The organism is Natronotalea proteinilytica, assembly GCF_055379935.1.
The window spans coordinates 1154638-1171822 of the sequence record NZ_AP043947.1 but is presented as its reverse complement, the minus strand read 5'-3'; the positions used below and the strand labels follow the sequence as shown (position 1 = coordinate 1171822).

15 protein-coding genes are annotated in these 17185 nt (G+C 58.3%); 2 read left to right on the top strand and 13 right to left on the bottom strand.

The genetic code is table 11. From position 1 onward, the window contains the following. Positions 1-3 precede the first annotated feature (3 nt). Positions 4-1596 carry a 4-alpha-glucanotransferase gene (gene malQ / locus ACZ5AL_RS04835; protein WP_464512546.1) on the top strand — a complete coding sequence of 531 codons (1593 nt, stop codon included), beginning with the start codon at positions 4-6 and terminating at the stop codon, positions 1594-1596. Positions 1597-1692: 96 nt separating this feature from the next. On the opposite strand, the gene ric is transcribed toward malQ, so the two are convergent. The 3 genes from ric to ACZ5AL_RS04820 form a co-directional block, all read right to left on the bottom strand. Then, complete coding sequence (gene ric, locus ACZ5AL_RS04830) at positions 1693-2415, bottom strand: iron-sulfur cluster repair di-iron protein (protein ID WP_464512545.1); 723 nt, start codon at positions 2413-2415, stop codon at positions 1693-1695. Between the two features lie 206 nt (positions 2416-2621). Next, positions 2622-3038: a PIN domain-containing protein gene (locus tag ACZ5AL_RS04825; protein WP_464512544.1), complete on the bottom strand. Its 417-nt coding sequence runs from the start codon at positions 3036-3038 to the stop codon at positions 2622-2624. A 1-nt stretch (position 3039) separates the two neighbouring features. Beyond that, positions 3040-3336 carry a DUF6364 family protein gene (locus ACZ5AL_RS04820; protein WP_464512542.1) on the bottom strand — a complete coding sequence of 99 codons (297 nt, stop codon included), beginning with the start codon at positions 3334-3336 and terminating at the stop codon, positions 3040-3042. A 172-nt stretch (positions 3337-3508) separates the two neighbouring features. On the opposite strand from ACZ5AL_RS04820, the gene uvrC reads away from it, so the two are divergent. Next, the gene (gene uvrC / locus ACZ5AL_RS04815; RefSeq protein WP_464512541.1) at positions 3509-5371 is read left to right on the top strand and encodes an excinuclease ABC subunit UvrC; all 1863 of its coding nucleotides are present in this window, start codon (positions 3509-3511) and stop codon (positions 5369-5371) included. Between the two features lie 500 nt (positions 5372-5871). On the opposite strand, the gene ACZ5AL_RS04810 is transcribed toward uvrC, so the two are convergent. The 10 genes from ACZ5AL_RS04810 to ACZ5AL_RS04765 form a co-directional block, all read right to left on the bottom strand. Beyond that, on the bottom strand, positions 5872-6543 hold the full coding sequence (locus ACZ5AL_RS04810; protein ID WP_464512540.1) for a TIGR04282 family arsenosugar biosynthesis glycosyltransferase: 672 nt from the start codon (positions 6541-6543) through the stop codon (positions 5872-5874). A gap of 46 nt (positions 6544-6589) precedes the next feature. Then, positions 6590-7756 (bottom strand): cysteine desulfurase family protein, encoded by a 1167-nt coding sequence (locus tag ACZ5AL_RS04805; protein WP_464512538.1) that lies wholly within the window; start codon positions 7754-7756, stop codon positions 6590-6592. A gap of 133 nt (positions 7757-7889) precedes the next feature. Further along, positions 7890-9662, bottom strand: a complete 1773-nt coding sequence (gene menD, locus ACZ5AL_RS04800) for a 2-succinyl-5-enolpyruvyl-6-hydroxy-3-cyclohexene-1-carboxylic-acid synthase (protein ID WP_464512537.1) — start codon at positions 9660-9662, stop codon at positions 7890-7892. Positions 9663-10148: 486 nt separating this feature from the next. Beyond that, positions 10149-11558, bottom strand: a complete 1410-nt coding sequence (locus ACZ5AL_RS04795; protein ID WP_464512536.1) for an isochorismate synthase — start codon at positions 11556-11558, stop codon at positions 10149-10151. A gap of 44 nt (positions 11559-11602) precedes the next feature. Then, the gene (locus tag ACZ5AL_RS04790; RefSeq protein ID WP_464512535.1) at positions 11603-12241 is read right to left on the bottom strand and encodes a histidine phosphatase family protein; all 639 of its coding nucleotides are present in this window, start codon (positions 12239-12241) and stop codon (positions 11603-11605) included. A gap of 38 nt (positions 12242-12279) precedes the next feature. Next, on the bottom strand, positions 12280-12960 hold the full coding sequence (locus ACZ5AL_RS04785) for a hypothetical protein (RefSeq protein ID WP_464512533.1): 681 nt from the start codon (positions 12958-12960) through the stop codon (positions 12280-12282). A gap of 169 nt (positions 12961-13129) precedes the next feature. Beyond that, entirely contained in the window at positions 13130-13831 is a 702-nt protein-coding gene (locus tag ACZ5AL_RS04780; protein ID WP_464512532.1) for a DUF4230 domain-containing protein, read from the bottom strand. Positions 13832-13838: 7 nt separating this feature from the next. Next, entirely contained in the window at positions 13839-14831 is a 993-nt protein-coding gene (locus ACZ5AL_RS04775; RefSeq protein WP_464512531.1) for a hypothetical protein, read from the bottom strand. Between the two features lie 157 nt (positions 14832-14988). Continuing rightward, positions 14989-15966, bottom strand: coding sequence for a CdaR family protein (locus tag ACZ5AL_RS04770; protein ID WP_464512529.1), 978 nt, complete (start codon positions 15964-15966; stop codon positions 14989-14991). Positions 15967-15984: 18 nt separating this feature from the next. Continuing rightward, positions 15985-17181: a glycosyltransferase gene (locus ACZ5AL_RS04765; RefSeq protein ID WP_464512528.1), complete on the bottom strand. Its 1197-nt coding sequence runs from the start codon at positions 17179-17181 to the stop codon at positions 15985-15987. Positions 17182-17185: the final 4 nt, after the last annotated feature.

Sequence of the window (17185 nt, the reverse complement as noted above, 5' to 3'; positions counted from 1 at the left end):
CCTATGTCTACCCGCCAAAGCGGACTCCTTGCCCATATCACCTCTCTGCCCAGCCCGTACGGGATTGGAGATTTAGGATCTGGCGCGTACGACTTTGCCGACCACCTCGCTGCCACCAATCAGCAACTGTGGCAGATCCTGCCGCTGGGCCCAACCGGTCCCTCAGGGTCTCCCTACAGCAGCCGCTCTACGTTTGCGGGCAACCCCCTGCTGATCAGCCCCGAACCGCTGCTCGAACAGGGGTTGCTTACCCCAAGTGATGTCGCTCCACTGAAGGCCCTTCCTACCGATCAGGTGGATATGCCGGCCGTGCATACCCATAAGCGGGCAGCCCTTACAACCGCCTTTGAACGCTTCGAACAGAACGCCACCCCGACCCAACGCGCCGCCGTAGATCAGTTCAGCCAACGCGCCGCCGACTGGCTCGACGATTACACCCTGTACATGGCCTTGCGCACAGCGCATAACGATGCGCCGTGGACCGAATGGCCTGCTCCGCTGGCCCGCTACGAGGCAGAAGCCATTGCCCAAGCCCGCACAGAGCACGCCACAGCCCGCCGCAAACATACCTTCTGGCAGTTTCTCTTTCACCGCCAATGGCAGGCCCTACACACGTATTGCACGCGACGCAATATTCAACTCTTTGGCGACCTCCCCATCTACGTAGCCCCCGATAGCGCCGATGTCTGGGCCAACCAAGAGCTGTTTCAACTGCATCCCGATGGCTCCCCAAAAGCTGTTGCCGGCGTGCCCCCCGATTACTTTAGCCCAGAAGGCCAAACGTGGGGCAACCCGCTTTACCGGTGGGACGACATGGCCAAGACCGATTATGCATGGTGGCAGCGGCGACTTTCCCACCTGCTCGATCGCGTAGACCTGGCTCGCATCGACCACTTCCGCGCGTTTGATGCGTACTGGGTCGTACCCGCCGACGCCGACACCGCCGTAGACGGCCACTGGGCCGACGGCCCCGGAAAGAACTTCTTCGATACCATTCGCGACGCACTGGGCCCCCTCCCGCTGGTCGCCGAAGACTTGGGCGACATCACCGATTCGGTACTTGAGCTTCGCGATACCGTAGGACTGCCCGGCATGGCGGTGCTGCAATTTGCCTTCGAAACGGATGCGCATAACAACTTTCTGCCACACAACGTGGCCCGAAACATGGTGATGTACACGGGCACACACGATAACAACACCCTACAGGGCTGGTGGAATGACGACACTACACCCGGCGAGCGTGAGCGAGCCCACACGTACCTAGATCTTGAAAGGGCCCCCTCGCTACCGTATGCAGCCCAACGCATGCTGCTGGCCTCGGCCATTGACCGGGTGGTGTTTCCGGTGCAAGACATCGTAGGACTCGGCTCAGAAGCACGCATGAATACCCCCGGTACAGAAACCGGAAACTGGTCCTGGCGCATGTCCAGCGATCTGCTTGACGATCCGGCATTCGAACGCTTGGCCACCTGGACCAAAGCCTACGGACGCACCCCCGCGCCCGAACCCGTCGATGATGCCTCCTCCGATGCCGCTCCCGATTCAGAATCAAAATCGGACGCTGCCCCCGGTTCCGATACCAACTCAACGGCTTAACAATCGATAAACGCCGCAAAAACCGCATGCCAAAAGCACGTCGTCCCTGCGGTCAGGGTACTCACCATTGAACCGATACCCAACCCCGCCAAGCTTTTACGAATGACCTAAAGCACGAGCACGGGGAAAGAGAATGTTGTTTTCCTTGTGGACATGCTGAAACATATCTTTTTGAAGCAGCCGCAACCCGTTGATGGTTGCCCGCATCGTACCACATGCACTTCGGGGAACGGTGAAGTCATTTGACAACCGTTGAAGCGTTCGAAGCGCATCGCCAGCCTCATCATGCTCGTGCTCCATGAGTTCAATCGGATCATCTCCAAAATCGTCGGGGGCAGAAACCGCCTTCCCTGTTTCCAACGCCTCGATGTACGGAAATACTACCTGCTCTTCTTTCTCCATATGAGCATGAAGTTCTGCTTTAAGCGCGTCAAACACCTCTTTGGCTTCATACAGCCACGGTGTATCGGTTCCATGCACATGAACGACTTTTGTCAGCAGTTCGTCAAGCCGGGGCAACTCGCCCCGCAAATAGGCATGATGCGTTTTTTCAATGTGATTGATCAAATCAGCGAGCGAGGCCTTACTCCAATCAGTCTCACTAACAGATTCAGAAGCAGAGGCATGTTGCGCGGCGGAGTGTGCCTTTAACATCCGAGACACAGTCGTTGGCTCCAGTCCTGCCTCGGTACACGCATCCGCAAGAGGCCGATCGCCACCACAACAGTAGTCAATCCCAAGCTCCTCAAAAATACGTGCATAGCGCGGCTGTGCAGTCACCAAATCAGCCACTGGGGTTGCGGGGTCTATCGTAGCCATACGTCTTGAAGCGCTAAATGAATGGAGTCTGTGTGGAGCATGCATACTCTACCGTTGCACATCGGTTCAATGTTTAATAGTATTTAGTCTTAAAATAAGCTGTTTTGATCAAACCTTGACTATCGGTAACCCGTCGAGGGGTATCAGGACCGCTTTGTGAAACATCACATCGTCGATAGTTATCAACGTGCCCCGTTTACATGGAGTCATGCCCCACGCACCGTATCCAGCAACTCGGTTGGGGTGTAGATATCAAGCATTGCGGCGGTGAAGTCGCGTGCATTCCGCGTCACAATACCCTCTGCATCTGCCTGTCGGGCAGCCTCGTGCAGCACGGCGTCTTCGAAGTCGGTAAACGCGAGATCCAACGCCGACTGAAGCACAGGCTCCGGTACAGGTATCGTTGAAAAGAGATCAAGCAAGTCCTGGATCCGGCGACGAATCGTTTGCTCTCCCACGGACTTTCGTCCTACGTAATACACCGTGGTAATCGTTGTACTGGTTATGAATCCTATTAGATGACCTTGTTCGAGATGCTCAAACAATGCCCTTGCCTCTCTCACATAGGGATCACGAGCGAGAAGCACATCAAGCACCACATTGGTATCAAAAAGGATTATCATTTTAGCGGTGCTTACGCTCAAGATAACGTCGATATTCGTCACGTAAATCAGCATCTACGCGCCCTTCTGCGTCGGGATCTCCTGTAAAGCGATTATCTCCTTTGGTTTTCAGAGAACCGGCAAGACGCCGTGTGATGGGCGGCAGTTCGTCATCAGGCTCGTCGTGCGCGGCAGTCGAGGCCAGCGAAGCAAGGTAGCGGATCACCAGGTCATCGAGCGACAGTCCACGCGCTTCTGCATGTGCTGCAGCCTGGTCGATCACTTCTTCATCCACCTGTACAGTCAGTTCTTTTTTCATAGCCAATGCGGTCTGCATATCGAGGGAAGCACTGTGCAATTTGTGTACGAATCGTGAACCCCCGATGTTGCCCGCGTCATATCGGTTGCAGAACGTCTACAGTCCAACGGAATCAACCCCCTCCAACTACCCGTTTTGGAAATGTACCGTTTGTTGAACCATCCTCTACTCCATGACCGACGCCCTGCAGAAAAAGCTCGACCACCTGCCCCGCGAGCCCGGCGTGTATAAGCACCTCGACGACAAGGGCTCTGTGCTGTACGTGGGCAAAGCCAAAAACCTGCGGACCCGCGTGCGCTCGTACTTTCAGCAGGGACGCAAGCGCTCGGGACGCATTGCGGTAATGATCAAGAAAATCGCCGACATCGAGGTGATCGTGACCGATACGGAGGTGGAGGCGCTCATCCTCGAAAACAACCTCATCAAAGAGCTGCAGCCGCGCTACAACGTCAACCTGCGCGATGACAAGACCTATCCGTACATCTGCATCAAGAACGAGCGCTTCCCGCGCGTCTTCAAAACGCGCTCGGTGCACAATGACGGGTCGAAGTACTTCGGTCCGTACACCGACGTGAAGCAGCTCAACCAGATGATGGATGCCATCCGGTCGGTCTTTCAGCTGCGCACCTGCAAGCTCGACCTCTCCAAAGAAAAGATCGAAGCAGGCAAGCACGAAGTCTGCCTGCAGTACCACATCGACAACTGCCAGGGCCCGTGCGTGGGTAAGCAGTCGGAGGCGGACTACCAGGAGACCATCGATCAGGTGGAGCAGCTGCTAAACGGGCACACGAAGGCGCTTACCTCGCATCTCAACGAGCAGATGGAGGCGGCGTCGGCAAACCTCGACTTTGAAGAGGCCGCCCGTCTGCGCGATCAGATTCAGGCGCTTGAGACATATTCCGAACAGCAGAAGATCGTCAGCCAGGACTTCGAGGACCGCGATATCTTCGGTCTCCATGTCGATCGCGACGAGGGCGTGGGCTGCGGGACGCTCTTCCGCGTGCGCGAGGGCAAGATGATTGGCCGGCGCCACACGTACCTGCATCAGATTGAGGGCCGCACGGATGAGGAGCTGATGCTTTCGCTGATTGAGGACTACTACGCATCCGCCCATTTTTACCCGAACGAGGTGCTCCTGGCCGTTGACCCCAACGAGCACCCCACCCAGGACACCGTGCCGTTAGAGGAGCTCCTGCGCCAGAAAAAAGGACGCCAGGTGCCCATTCGCGTGCCGCAGCGCGGAGAAAAAGCCAGTCTGGTGCGCATGGCGTGCTCCAATGCCAAACTGCTCGTGAACGAGTACAAGCTGCAGCGTATGAAGCGCGAGCGCGACCGCATCCCCGAAGCCGTAAAGCAGCTAGGCCAGGCGCTTCAGATGGACGACCTGCCGAAGCGCATCGACGGGATCGACATTTCGCATCTGGGCGGCACCGAAACCGTGGCCTCGTGCGTCGTCTTCCTGAATGGCACGCCACGCAAGAGCGAATACCGTACGTACAAGATCCGCTCTGTGGAAGACGGAACGCCCGACGACTTCAAGTCGATGCGCGAGGTCGTGCACCGCCGCTACAAACGCATGGTCAAGGAGGGCGGCCCCTGGCCCGATCTGCTCGTGGTGGATGGCGGCAAGGGACAGCTCTCGAGTACCGTAAACGTGCTCAAGGAGTTGGATGTCTACGGCATGTTTCCGGTTATCGGCATTGCCAAACGGCTCGAAGAAATCTTTCAACCCGGCGACCCCGACCCGCTCTACCTGGGCAAAGACCACCCGTCGCTGAAGCTATTGCAGAACCTGCGCAACGAAGCCCACCGCTTTGCCGTCACGTACCAGCGCAAGCGGCGTAAGAAAAAGACGCTACGCTCTGAACTTCTGGATATTCACGGCATCGGCGAAAAGACCGCTCAGGCGCTGCTCCGCGAATTTGGATCGCTGAAGCAGGTAAAACAGGCGGATGCGCAGGCCCTGGCCGAGGTGGTCGGGCCTGCCAAAGCTGGGAAGGTGGTGGATTTCTATCGGGAGAAGGCAGAGGCGTAAAGCGAGTCAGTGTGCGGCCGCTAAGTAGTGCTGTGTCACAGGTCAATCTTCGGGTTGCAACACCCCCGTCTTAATGATGTCATCTTGAGCGGAGCAACTGCGTCTAGCAGGTGCGGTGTCCTGACACGAGCGAAGCGACTGACGAACGTAGTGAGTAAAGATCTCCCACGAACTGGGCAGGGCTGTTGGTTTGCCAGTAGCTGCTGAGCGCCGAGGAGATCTTTCGACGCGCTTCGGGCCCTGGGGGCCCTTCGCTTGCTCAACATGACAGAACATTGGGTTTGAGATGCTTCAACGCGAGTCCACTCCATACCATAACATCCAGGTGTGACACACCAGTAGTAAGCCTATTATTCGTTGCCTTGCTGACCGTCCTCCTGCACCTGACATTGCCCCCGACTACGTTGCTCAACGTAATATGCGATGGGTAACAGCAGTGCGAGGCTCAACGCACGCGCAACAGGCAACCGGACTGAATTTCTAATGGCCGCGGGGTGCTGCTACACCAGCGACTGCAGATCTAGCGCGTTAACGGCTTGTTCGGTATGAGGCGTAGGCGGGAGATCCCCATCCAAGTCAGCCAGCATGAGACGAAGCGATGCAGGCGTGTCCACATCATACCAGCGGGGCAGCACGGTGAGGCACGCGTCGGTGCGTCCGGCACGCGTCAGGGTTTGGGTGAGCACTTGCGGGTGACTGTAGCGCATGTTCTCAAACAGCACGGGATAGGCATTATTCATGCCGATGAGGTAATATCCGCCGTCGTAGCTTGGACCGATGGTGATGCTTTTTGGGCGATCAAGAGCCCGAAAGGCTTCGCGGAGAAAGGCGGTGGGCAATGTCGGGTGGTCGCTTCCAACAGCCGCCACGCGCTCGTATCCGGCTGAAAAGGTAGTGTTGAAACCGTGTTTGAGGCGATCCCCAAGGGATACCCCTTGCTGAACGTGTACGGCATCGGCATAATCGGCAAAAGAGGTAGCGACCCCATTTGTGGGCGGCGCATCCCAAAACAGATGTACATCCGCGTCGAGCGACTGCGTTTGCTCAAGCAAATCCAACAGAAAGGCACGGTAGAGCTGTGCTGCCTCCTCATCGGTAAGGACGGGAGTGAGGCGGGTTTTGACGTGGCCCGGCTGTGGACGTTTAGCAAATACGAGGAGAGCGCTGGACATACGAGTGTTTGGGGCGGGGGCAGTAGATAAGGGGGCCGAAGCGGGGCTACCTACAGAGACGACGCAATGTGGTGGATAGGGCATCCACTGCGTGGTCGAGGTCAGACGCTGTGGTGGTGCGCCCCAGCGAGAACCGGACCGCAGCGGCAGCGGTCTCGTCGTCAAGGCCAATGGCCGAGAGCACGTGGCTGGGCGTGAGGGTTCCACTGGTACAGGCCGAGCCCGAAGACGCCAACACGCCTTCCATGTCGAGGTTCAGGATAAGCATTTCGCCATCGACGGGTGTGTCGTTTTGGGGGGGGATTGCTACGTTGACAACATGAGGGGCTCGGTGTGCCCGATCAGGAGGGGTGTTGATGACGAGCGTATCGCCTAAGGCGTCGTTGAGGGTTTCTAGCAGATGCTGTTGAAGCGTGTAGAGACGCTCCCGCTCTTCATCGGCGCGGTCGTATGCATGTTGTAAGGCAGTGGCTAGCCCGACTATACCAGCAATGTGTTCAGTACCTCCTCGCTGATCGCGCTCTTGACTGCCGCCTTCAATAAGCGGCTCCAGGGCGGCTCCGCTACGCACATAGAGTGCGCCAATGCCTTTGGGACCGTAGAACTTATGGGCGGATATCGTTGCGTAGTCTACGCCAAGGTCGTGAACGTCATTGCGAAACAACCCCATCGATTGCACGGTGTCGCTGTGTAGTGCAACATTGTGCGCGCGACACACCTCTGCAATGGCAGGGATGTTGGTACGAGCGCCGGTTTCGTTGTTCACATGCATGAGCGACACCAGCTCGGTCTCTGGCGTAAGCGCGGCCTCCACCTGGCCGGGGGTAATGCGCCCATAGCGCGTGGGCGTAAGGCGTGTGACGCGATACCCCTGCGCCTCCAACGACGCTGCAGGCTCCAGGACGGCCTCGTGCTCTGCTGCACAGGTAATGAGGTGTGCACCCGAGCCCGCATTCGCCAGGCGTTGGCGAAGCACCCAATTGTTCGCCTCGGTGGCTCCGCTTGTAAACACAATCTCGCTGGGTTCAGCTCCTAAGCAGCTTGCCACCTGTTCGCGTGCATCTTCAACGGCAACGCGCGCCTGCCGGCCCCACCGGTGTACCGACGATGGGTTGCCGTGGTGTTGCGTAAGATACGGCCTCATCGCCTCCAGCACGTCTTCGTTGAGGGGCGTGGTTGCGGCATGATCAAGATAAATGACATCAGAATGCATAGCAAGTGTCCGTCAGGTTCGACAAGCCGCCTCCAGATGCAACACCAGGGCGTTTCCTGCACACGTACGCCGTCATTATGTTGCGCATTCGTCGCAGGGCAAACGCAAAAAAGCGAACAAGGGTGTCGACAGATTACGCAGCCTCGGCAAGTGCTTGGGCAACATGTGCATCTAATTGATGATGAACGTCGGCATTGGTAGACCGGTCGGTGCCGACTTCAATGAGAGCGCTCGTCCCTCGGTCGCAAGCGTTTTGGTAGGCATGTGTAAACTCTGACAGCGTGGTAGGGCGTGCGTACGGCAAATCAAAGGCGTCGGCAATGGCGTCGAACGAGCGTCCCTGCGGGGTGGTAAAGTACGGATCGAACACATCGTCATGCTGGGCAATCGGCAGAAAATGGAAGATGCCACCGCCATCGTTGTTTATGACCACTGCGATTACGGGATGCGCCTGTAATAGGGCCAGTGCGTTTACGTCGTGCCACGTAGCCAAGTCGCCAATGAGGAGCGTGGTAGGTGCGTTACGTGCTGCACTGATGCCCGCCGCCGTGGCAAGCGTTCCATCGATGCCGCTAGCGCCTCGATTGGCAACCACTGGCACCGCCGGCCCCGAAGCAACGGCATAGCGCTGAGCATCGCGGATGGGCATGCTGCTGGCTAGCATCCATGCGTGGGTATCGGGGATGTGCTCGCTAATCGCCCACGCAATACCAGGCTCATGCACCGCCGGCATCCCTTCGGGCGGCGCGTCGAAGGCCGACTCGACCGCTTCGTTGTATCGTTGCCACTGGCCATTCCACGAGGCCGGCGTTGCCGTACGCGTAGGAAGCGCATCAATGGCAGCTTCAATTGTCGTCTCAATGTGGTGCGTACAGCGATGGTCAGGGTCTACACGGAGCGGGGCGGGTCGAAGGGTAGCATGCACGGAGGCGTTTGCATCACGAATCAAGTGCCGCATGGGCTTCGACACAAAACGTCCACCAACCTGAAGGATCACATCGGGATGCAGTGCCTCAGGATTCGGCGCGTCCTGTATGATATGATGCGCATAGGGCACAACGGGAGAGTCGGCCGCGAGGCGGAGTTGCGAGGTAATGTCGGGCAGCACCGGCCAGTGCTGTGCCTGCGCCCATTCGAGCAGTTCTTTGGCATCGGCATCGGAAAGCCGCCCCGCTACAATGAGTCCGCGCTCGGCCTGCTGCACGGCGTCTATAAGCGTTTCTGGGACGGTGGCATGCGGAACGGGTACCGGATACGTGGTAAACGGGGTGCGGCGCTGGCTCCAGGCCTCTACAGCTGGATCGGTGATCTCATAGGCCTCTTGTTCTACCGGATGCAGCGGCTTCCGGTACATTACATTCAGATGAACCGGTCCGCCAGGCGGACGCTGCGCATGGTGAAGGGCCTGATCGACGGTGGTAAGCACCGAGGCCAACGGAACCTCGGCATCGGGGGGCGGCACATCGGCACTCCAGCAGACATGGTCGCCAAACAGCTTCACCTGGTCAATGGTCTGGTTGGCACCGGTGTTGCGCCGTTCGGGGGGACGGTCGGCGGTGAGCAGCAGAAGGGGAATGCCTTCTTGGGCGGCCTCTACTACAGCGGGCATACCATTGGCTACGGCAGTGCCCGAGGTGGTAATCCAGCCCGCCGGGCGACCGGTGACACGGGCATATCCGATTGCCGCGAACGCTCCGCCGCGCTCATCAAGATGCAGGATTGCCCGGGCCTTCGGATGCTGTGCTACGGCTGTGGTTAGGGGTGTAGAGCGCGATCCGGGCGAAATAAAGAACATGCTGGTACCCGAACGAACGCATTCGTCGATCATGGCTCGGGCCCACGCATGGGTGCGATTGGGCGCCGTACGAAGCACGTTAGAGGGAGCAGGCGTATCAGAATCAGTCATGCACAGGAAGGACCATCAAAAAGGATGAGAAAGCCGGACGGGTACCATCATGGAAAGAAGACGCCCCGTATCCATCATCAAAATACGCACATCCGGCTCGGTTGTGTGACGTAGCTCCGTGGTTCTCCCGTAAATTCCTGCAATGAGATGGCAAGCGATACGTTTGTGCACCTACTGGTGTGTCACAGATCAATGTTTGGGTGGACAACGACCTCGTTTTTATATTGTCATCTTGAGCGTAGTCGAAAGATCTCCCCCGAATTGAGCAGGGCTTTTGCCAGTAGCTGCTGAACGTCGAACAGCCCCTGAAGGCGTCACAGCACGCTGTGACGGTGCAAGGGCTGTACACCTTCCGTACGTCGGGGGCCTACCTTCGCCGTTTTTTGATCGAGGTGCGACGTGGAGCTCGACACGCCTCTCCCACCCTAACTTTCAGTGTGACACGGTGCTGCACCTGCATTACGAAGGCAGGCGAAGCGGATGGGACTATCGTTCCAGCGCTGCCTTGAAGTCGGCCAGCTTGTTTTCGATTTCGTCCCACTCCGACGTCGGGTCGGAGCCTTCGACGATGCCTGCGCCCGAGTACAGCGTGAGGGTGTTGTCATTCACAAGAGCCGACCGGATTGCAACGAGCACTTCAGCTGCATCGTGACTCATCCAACCAACCGGCCCGGCGTACCATCCGCGGTCAAACGACTCGTATTCGCGGATGAAAGCGCGCGCTTTTTTGGTAGGCGTCCCGCCTACAGCTGGCGTAGGATGCAGCGCATTGAGCACATCAAGCGGAGTGGTACTTGAGCACAGCGTGGCGGTGATTTCAGAGCGCAGGTGGCGCTTGCGCTCCAGCTGGAGCTCTTCCGGGGTATCGGGAACGTGAACTGCATCGGCCAGTGGCGTCAGGGCGTTAGCCAGCGCATCCTGCACGAAGGCGTGCTCGCGACGATCTTTGGCACTGTTCAACAGATCGTGGCGCAGCGCAGCATCCTCCTCGGGGGTGGCCCCGCGTGGACGCGTCCCGGCGATGGCTTCCGTGCGGAGGGTGGAGCCCTCCATTTGAAAGAGCCGCTCTGGGGTGGCCCCTATGAACGCGGGTCCGGATCGGTTGGGCTGCCAACCGAACGCGGTGCAGCGGGGGGTCTCTTCTTGCAAGCGCTGCAACAATGCCCATGGGCTGAGCGCGGTGTCGAACGTAAGGTCTACTGCACGGGCCAACACCACCTTTCGCAAACGGTCATCGGCAATGGCGCTTACGGCGGCGCGGACTTGCTTCATCCAGGCGGTGCGAGAGGGACGGTCGGTGCGGTCGGTGCGAGTGGTGAAAGGCACCGTGGGCCCATCGGACGCAAATCGCAAGGCATCCACCTGGTTGAGCACGGCGTTGGGGTGGTGGGTGTCGTGCGGGGCCACCAGCGTGGCGAAGAGGCGCGTAGTATCGCCTTCGCAATGCAGAGTAAAGCGCGGCAACACCAGATTCCACGGGCCAAAGTTCCCCCATGCATCCTCACGATGGGCCGTGGGGTCGAAGCGAGCCCCTCCCCAGATGCGAACATCCGGCGGGAGCAGCTCAAGCCAGGTCTCCAAATCGCGCACGGTAGCCCGTGGCAGCGTTGCGTTGCGTTGCGAGCGAGGCCCGCCCCACGCATGCGCTGTTCCTACGGCTGCGTATGTGGTTGCAGTGCTGCGGCTGCGCCAGTAGACAAATGGGGCATGCGGCTGAATGGCGCCCCAGGCCAGCGGATTGAGGGTGGCGGGGACCTCAACAGAGACCGAGCGCACCTGTGTAATCCCATTCATGGATTGCATGGCCTGCTGTACGGCCCGGCGTAATGCCGTGCGCACCGCATCGGCATTACGCCGGTCGCCAGAGTGTACAGAAGCCAGAGAAAGAGGAAGCATAACAAAACAAAATCAAGCAGCAGAAAGGCCCGTGGCCGGATGCGTTAAGCAGACAGGTGGGCTACGCTGTTGCGTACCGTAGCACGATAGGTGCCGCCGTTGTAATGGATGACGTACAGACCGGTGTTCGCGTGCGGTACATCGGGCATGCGGGTAAGGTCGTGGTTGTAGAGTGCCGACGCCAACATAATGCGCATGTAGCGTCCGTGGGTAACCACCAGAACATTTTCGCCCGGGTGGCTAGATACGATAATGTCGAGCGCCCGACGAGCACGGGCCTCCACCTGCCGCGGCGACTCTCCGCTTTCAACGGCACGCTCCACATGACCATTGCGCCAAGCCTCCTTGATGGTTTCCATGGCTTGGTCGCGGTGTTCAGAAGGCTCGGTTCCTTCATAAATGCCCCAGTCAATCTCTTTGAGATCATCCAGATACGCAAAGGAGACAGGTTCGTGGGGCGTAGCAACGATGCGAGCGGTTTGCCGGGCTCGTGTGAGGGTGCTCGCATACACGGCATCGAACGATACCTCATTTGCCAGACGGGTTGCTAACGCATTGGCTTGCGCCGTTCCGCGTTCGTTGAGCGGGCAGTCAACACCACTGCCCTGCATAATGTGCTTGCGATTATATTCGGTTTCGCCATGACGTACCACGTATAGCGTAGTTGAGCGAGCATCAGGCATATCAGCAAAAAGGCAGGAAGCAGCAGGCGATACAACGGTTAGCGGGAAGCGTCGGGCCGTTCAGGCGGCGGACGCACATCGTCCATGTCGTCGGCGCGGGCCGTCCAGTTTTCAATGACGGTAAGCAGCATCTCATCAAGTTGCTTGAGGGAGGCTCCGTGCGCGCGAGCCGCCCGAAGGATGACGGCCCTCAGCACTTGGTCGGCAACGGGCATGCGATACAGGCCACGCCACATCCAATGAACAAGAGGATCCGTCGCCCGGCGTACCAGGCCCCAACGAAGAAGCACAAATCCGGCCAGTCCAACGGTCACCCCTATCAGGTTGTCTTGTACGGCCAGATAGCTTAGGGCAAACACGTAGAACAGCCCTTGCAGTACCACCACGTTCAAGACACGCATCACACCCATCGCCTTCCAGCTTACCAGAGCCGGACAGAAGGTTTTCCATCCGAGGTAGGCGCCAAGGGCGCACGCAGCAGCTGGAATGGGCCCGATCAACACGATCAGTATGGGCAAGAGCCATATTGCCAGGGTCTGGGGCGATTGCATCCAGCGCCCGGCATACGCGATGAGCGTTTCGAGGGGCACGTATTTGAGGACATCCGAGGCATAGTCGCGCACATCGTCTTCACGCACATGAAACCAGAACCCGTTGGAGGTGAACATACCGTACGGCGTGTCCATGATGGTCAGCTTCTCCGACGAGAACAGGCCCATGTGTGTATGTAGATCCCCGAGAAAATAATGTAGCAATGCCTACACGCCCGTTTGCCCTGCAGTTTCAGAATTATTTGAAAACGATGGGGAGGGCCTCATCTTAAGACAGTTCTGTTACTCTGTTACGCGATGAGACGCTTGTAGCCGATACGCTCAGGAGCCCATCGTATCAATCGGTTGGCATTTGCAAGACAGGGGTGTCTTCCGCCTCGGAGAACGTGAAAGTAAAACGTGGCTGTATAACACCTGCTGCCTTCAGAGGCGGCGCGAGCATGGCTTCAAGGGCGTCTTCGGTGTTGGCCTGCGCCTGGGCGCGCTCCTGAAGGCGCTGCTCGGCTTGACGGCGCAGCGCTGCTTGCACCCCCGAGAGCGCTTCTGCGCGCGCATCGGCCTCTAAATCGCTCGAAAACAGGCGAAACCACCCACGGGTGCCGGTCTGCACCTCAAGCGTTTCAAGATCGGGAGCTACGCTGTGCACCTGCAGAGGCGGTACCGTAATGTGCACGGTGCCATCGGGCTTCCGTTCGATGTGTGAGGCCTCAAGCTGCGTCACTAAAAAGCCGTATGTCACGTTCCCCGAAACCCGTACGTTCGCTTCGGTCGTCACCAAATCAACATCGGGGGCCAGCCCCGAGCGGCGCAACATCTGGTAGAACTCGGGCGCCACACTTTCGGTGTAGGTTACGCGCTCCTCGGCCTGCATCGACAGCACGCCCGTAACCAGAAAGGCCTCGGGGGTTTCTTTTTGTACGGTAGATACAATGGCGCGCTGGATGTCGGCTTCAGACGGTCCTTGCACCCACCAGGCAAGTCCGGCGCCCAGCCCCAAAAGCAGCAAAGCCAGGGCGCCTCCAACAATGCGTTGCTTCATGGACTTCCTACATCATGAGTAGCGCCAGTGCGAGGGTTGCTAACGTAATGCCCCACAGATTGATGCGTGAAAGGCGTTCGCTAAAGACGAGCACCCCAATGAGGGCTCCGATCAACACAATAGCCAAGTGGTTAATGGGAAAGACCACAGTGCCTGGCAGATACTCCAAGGCGCGCAGCAGAAACTCCAGCGACCCGTAGTTGACCACCCCCAGTACAATGCCCCATCCCCAGGCGTTGCGTTGAGGCCACACCTGCTCGCGCACCCCTTTCGTTACAACGGGTACCAGGCCCACGAGTCCGGCCATTCCAAAAGACAGGAGCAGAAAGAGCGACACCTCGCCCTGCCCGGCGTTGAATGTCTCCTCGAAGGCTTTCAGCGATACATCAATGGCACCACTCGACAGAAAGAGCAACAGCAGCACGCCAAAGGAGGCCACGACGGGTGCTTCGTCGACGAGTTGATCGGTAAGCCCCTCTTCATCGGGCTCCGAATCGTCGGGTAGCGAATCGTCGGGTAGCGAGGCGTCTGCGCCCGATGCGGATCCGGCGGGCTCAACAGCAGGAGTAGGTACCGCTGGTTCGGGCTGCTTGGCAATCATAAAAAAGGCGCCGCCGGCTAACAACATGCCAACCCCTTGCCATACCGAGGGGGCCTCGGCCCAGATCAACCAGGAGGCTAAAAAGGGAAGCACAACCGAAACGCGCCATACGCCCAGCGCCAGCGACATGCCGGCCAGTTCTGTGGCCAAAGAAAGTAAAAAGAACCCTGCAATAAGTAACACGCCGACCACAACGCTTAGCCCAAGCAAACCGGGAGAGAGGGTGATTCCGGCATCCAGCGCGGTTCCTCCAGTAACCAGAAGAGCCAAGGCTACGCCTACAGCCGCAAAATAGTTAATGGTGAGTAAGGCGACACGGTCTACCCCGCGCTGGCCTGTATATTTGAAAATGATGCCAATGGCGACGCTGCAAAGAATGGCCAGCGCTAAGAAAAACATACAGATCTACAAAACTCATAAAACAACATATAACGACTTCGACGGATGTGTAAGCCCAACCGCTTCGAAACGATAGCACACTGAAGCCTCCCCCATGCAGACGACCGACACAGGGGGACAGCACGAACAATTCGCTGCTGCAGAAGCCCGCTCCCCGTTACTCCGAGGACGACATCAGCGTGAAATAGCGCAGTCGTGCTGGCGATGCCTCGGCATCGCGAATGGTGAGATCAGAAGGCGTATGAATACGGGGTTCTACGCGTCCCGTCGTATCCTGCCGGATCTGGTCGTAGCTCACCACCGCCGAGAACTCATCTGAACGTCGTGCCTCAAACATCTCATCGAACAGCACACGGTAACGAACAGTCACCATAGCGGGTTCGAGCGCTACAAGATCTTGACCTGGAGGCACATCAATGACCCGAACGAACAACTCGCGGGTCTCTTCGGCAAACCGGCCTGCGTGCGCGACAAACGTAACCTCATCAATAGAGCGCCTTACCAGCGCATCCAGCGTATCGGCTAGCGGCACCTGAATGCGAGTCGAGTCCCGCACACGGCCAGCCTCGTAGGCTTGGGTATGCCATTCGTCCAGTTCATCAATAATAGATTCGGCGCCCGACACCGTTACCGAGTCGGGGTTGAGCTGCGGGGGATCTAAGAGTTCGTATCCATCATCAAGATCCACGGATACCCGTGATGTGATGGGGACGGAGCGCTCTACGCGCCGCTCAAGAGGCACTGTAATGCGCTCGGGAGATACGCTCTCTAGCTGTACATTACTGCTCGAAAGCCCCAACACCTCTTGCACACGCACCTCGCTGCTGCTCGCGTCGATGGGGGCCGTGGGCGGATTGAAGTACAGATACAACAGTTGAATCACCTCACCGGTAACCTGTACACGAACGTGCGAAGGCGGCTCGGCTACCAGCGCCTGGTCTTCAGGTACGTTGATTAAATTGGTGGGTACGTTAAATGCGACCGTGCGCGTTTCTTGCAGCGTAACCGCGGCCCACACCACCACTGCAATCAGGATACATATCGAAAGGGCTACGCCGCTCGACACGGTTGTCATGCGCCGTAGCTCAAAAAGCGATTTGAGGCGTTTCCAAAAGACCGGTTGGCTGTACAACATAAAAGCGATTTGCAGCAATCAGGAAGCCACGTGCGTGTATACGGTGGCATGCTCGTGGATGATGGTGGAAAGAGCTAGCCGCTCCTGTAGGTTCCGCAGGGCGCTCTGCGCTTCAGGCGTTGCGCCCCGCGACAAATGCCCGTCGATAGCACGGGCCCAGGCTTCGGGCGTATCTTCCAAAACGCGCTCAAACGCGGCTTGCGCCGTTGCCTCGTAGCTATCGAACAGCGGAAGATCTGCCACCACAAGCGGACGCCCTGCAGCAATCCAGGTGGAGAGGGATCCGGAAGCGGTGGCTTCACGAAAAGGGCATACCGCCACATCGGTGACAGCCAAATACTGGTTGAGCGTCGCTTCCTGCACGTATCCTGTACAACGGATGCGTTCGGCCACGCCCCGTTCCCGTGCTTGCTGATGCAAAGCCGTTGCATATCGATCGCCAGGGTCTGATGGCGCTCCTACAAAGGCAGCCCGTACCGAGTTGGGAAGATGCGACAGCGCTTCAACCACACGGTCGTGCCCTTTCTGGCGATGAATAAACCCAAGCACGGTAATAAGTTGGGTAGATTCTGGTATATCAAGCTCGGCCCGCGCAACAGAGCGACGAGGAAGCACCCGAGATTCCACAAAATGGGGAATATGCTTGATTGGGGGGCCCGTTGCCAATGGTTCGAGTCGGGCATGTTCGGTAGATGTGCATACGAGCACTGCAGCGGCAGCATTGAGAATACCACGCGTAGCACGTGCATTGGCCGATTCACGGCGCCAGAATTGCCAGGCGCGCTCGGCTTTTGCGCCCCACTGCATCCACCAAGAGGGCGGCGAGGAGGACGGTGCTTCGTCAACAGTCCGAAAGGAGGGGCTGGAAGACCGTGCTGCCCACAGGTGCTGCACCCGGTTGAGCCAGGTGTATCCTGCACGCGCGTCATGGACCGTCACGACCAGCGGTGCAGGAGTATGATCGATAAGGTGCTCGATCGCTGCAGGAGCCTGCACATCCCCCCAGCTGATGGGCTCGTACTGCACATGGATTACGTCAGCCGCCGCGAGAGCGTCGAGGGCCGCGCGAAGAGCCGTGAAAGGTGAACGGTTAATGATAGCGTGGGCGCGAATGACGTTCGCATCGAGGTGAGCTTGAGCGGCCTCGTCTAAGAGTGCACCGTAGCGGTGCACGCCATGCTCGGGCGGACCTACATGCAAATAGCCGATGGTCATGCGC

Coding starts and splice junctions, on each gene's coding strand:
- malQ (WP_464512546.1), top strand. CDS start 4: ATGTCTACCCGCCAAAGCGGACTCCTTGCCCATATCACCTCTCTGCCC.
- ric (WP_464512545.1), bottom strand. CDS start 2,415: ATGGCTACGATAGACCCCGCAACCCCAGTGGCTGATTTGGTGACTGCA.
- ACZ5AL_RS04825 (WP_464512544.1), bottom strand. CDS start 3,038: ATGATAATCCTTTTTGATACCAATGTGGTGCTTGATGTGCTTCTCGCT.
- ACZ5AL_RS04820 (WP_464512542.1), bottom strand. CDS start 3,336: ATGAAAAAAGAACTGACTGTACAGGTGGATGAAGAAGTGATCGACCAG.
- uvrC (WP_464512541.1), top strand. CDS start 3,509: ATGACCGACGCCCTGCAGAAAAAGCTCGACCACCTGCCCCGCGAGCCC.
- ACZ5AL_RS04810 (WP_464512540.1), bottom strand. CDS start 6,543: ATGTCCAGCGCTCTCCTCGTATTTGCTAAACGTCCACAGCCGGGCCAC.
- ACZ5AL_RS04805 (WP_464512538.1), bottom strand. CDS start 7,756: ATGCATTCTGATGTCATTTATCTTGATCATGCCGCAACCACGCCCCTC.
- menD (WP_464512537.1), bottom strand. CDS start 9,662: ATGACTGATTCTGATACGCCTGCTCCCTCTAACGTGCTTCGTACGGCG.
- ACZ5AL_RS04795 (WP_464512536.1), bottom strand. CDS start 11,558: ATGCTTCCTCTTTCTCTGGCTTCTGTACACTCTGGCGACCGGCGTAAT.
- ACZ5AL_RS04790 (WP_464512535.1), bottom strand. CDS start 12,241: ATGCCTGATGCTCGCTCAACTACGCTATACGTGGTACGTCATGGCGAA.
- ACZ5AL_RS04785 (WP_464512533.1), bottom strand. CDS start 12,960: ATGGGCCTGTTCTCGTCGGAGAAGCTGACCATCATGGACACGCCGTAC.
- ACZ5AL_RS04780 (WP_464512532.1), bottom strand. CDS start 13,831: ATGAAGCAACGCATTGTTGGAGGCGCCCTGGCTTTGCTGCTTTTGGGG.
- ACZ5AL_RS04775 (WP_464512531.1), bottom strand. CDS start 14,831: ATGTTTTTCTTAGCGCTGGCCATTCTTTGCAGCGTCGCCATTGGCATC.
- ACZ5AL_RS04770 (WP_464512529.1), bottom strand. CDS start 15,966: ATGTTGTACAGCCAACCGGTCTTTTGGAAACGCCTCAAATCGCTTTTT.
- ACZ5AL_RS04765 (WP_464512528.1), bottom strand. CDS start 17,181: ATGACCATCGGCTATTTGCATGTAGGTCCGCCCGAGCATGGCGTGCAC.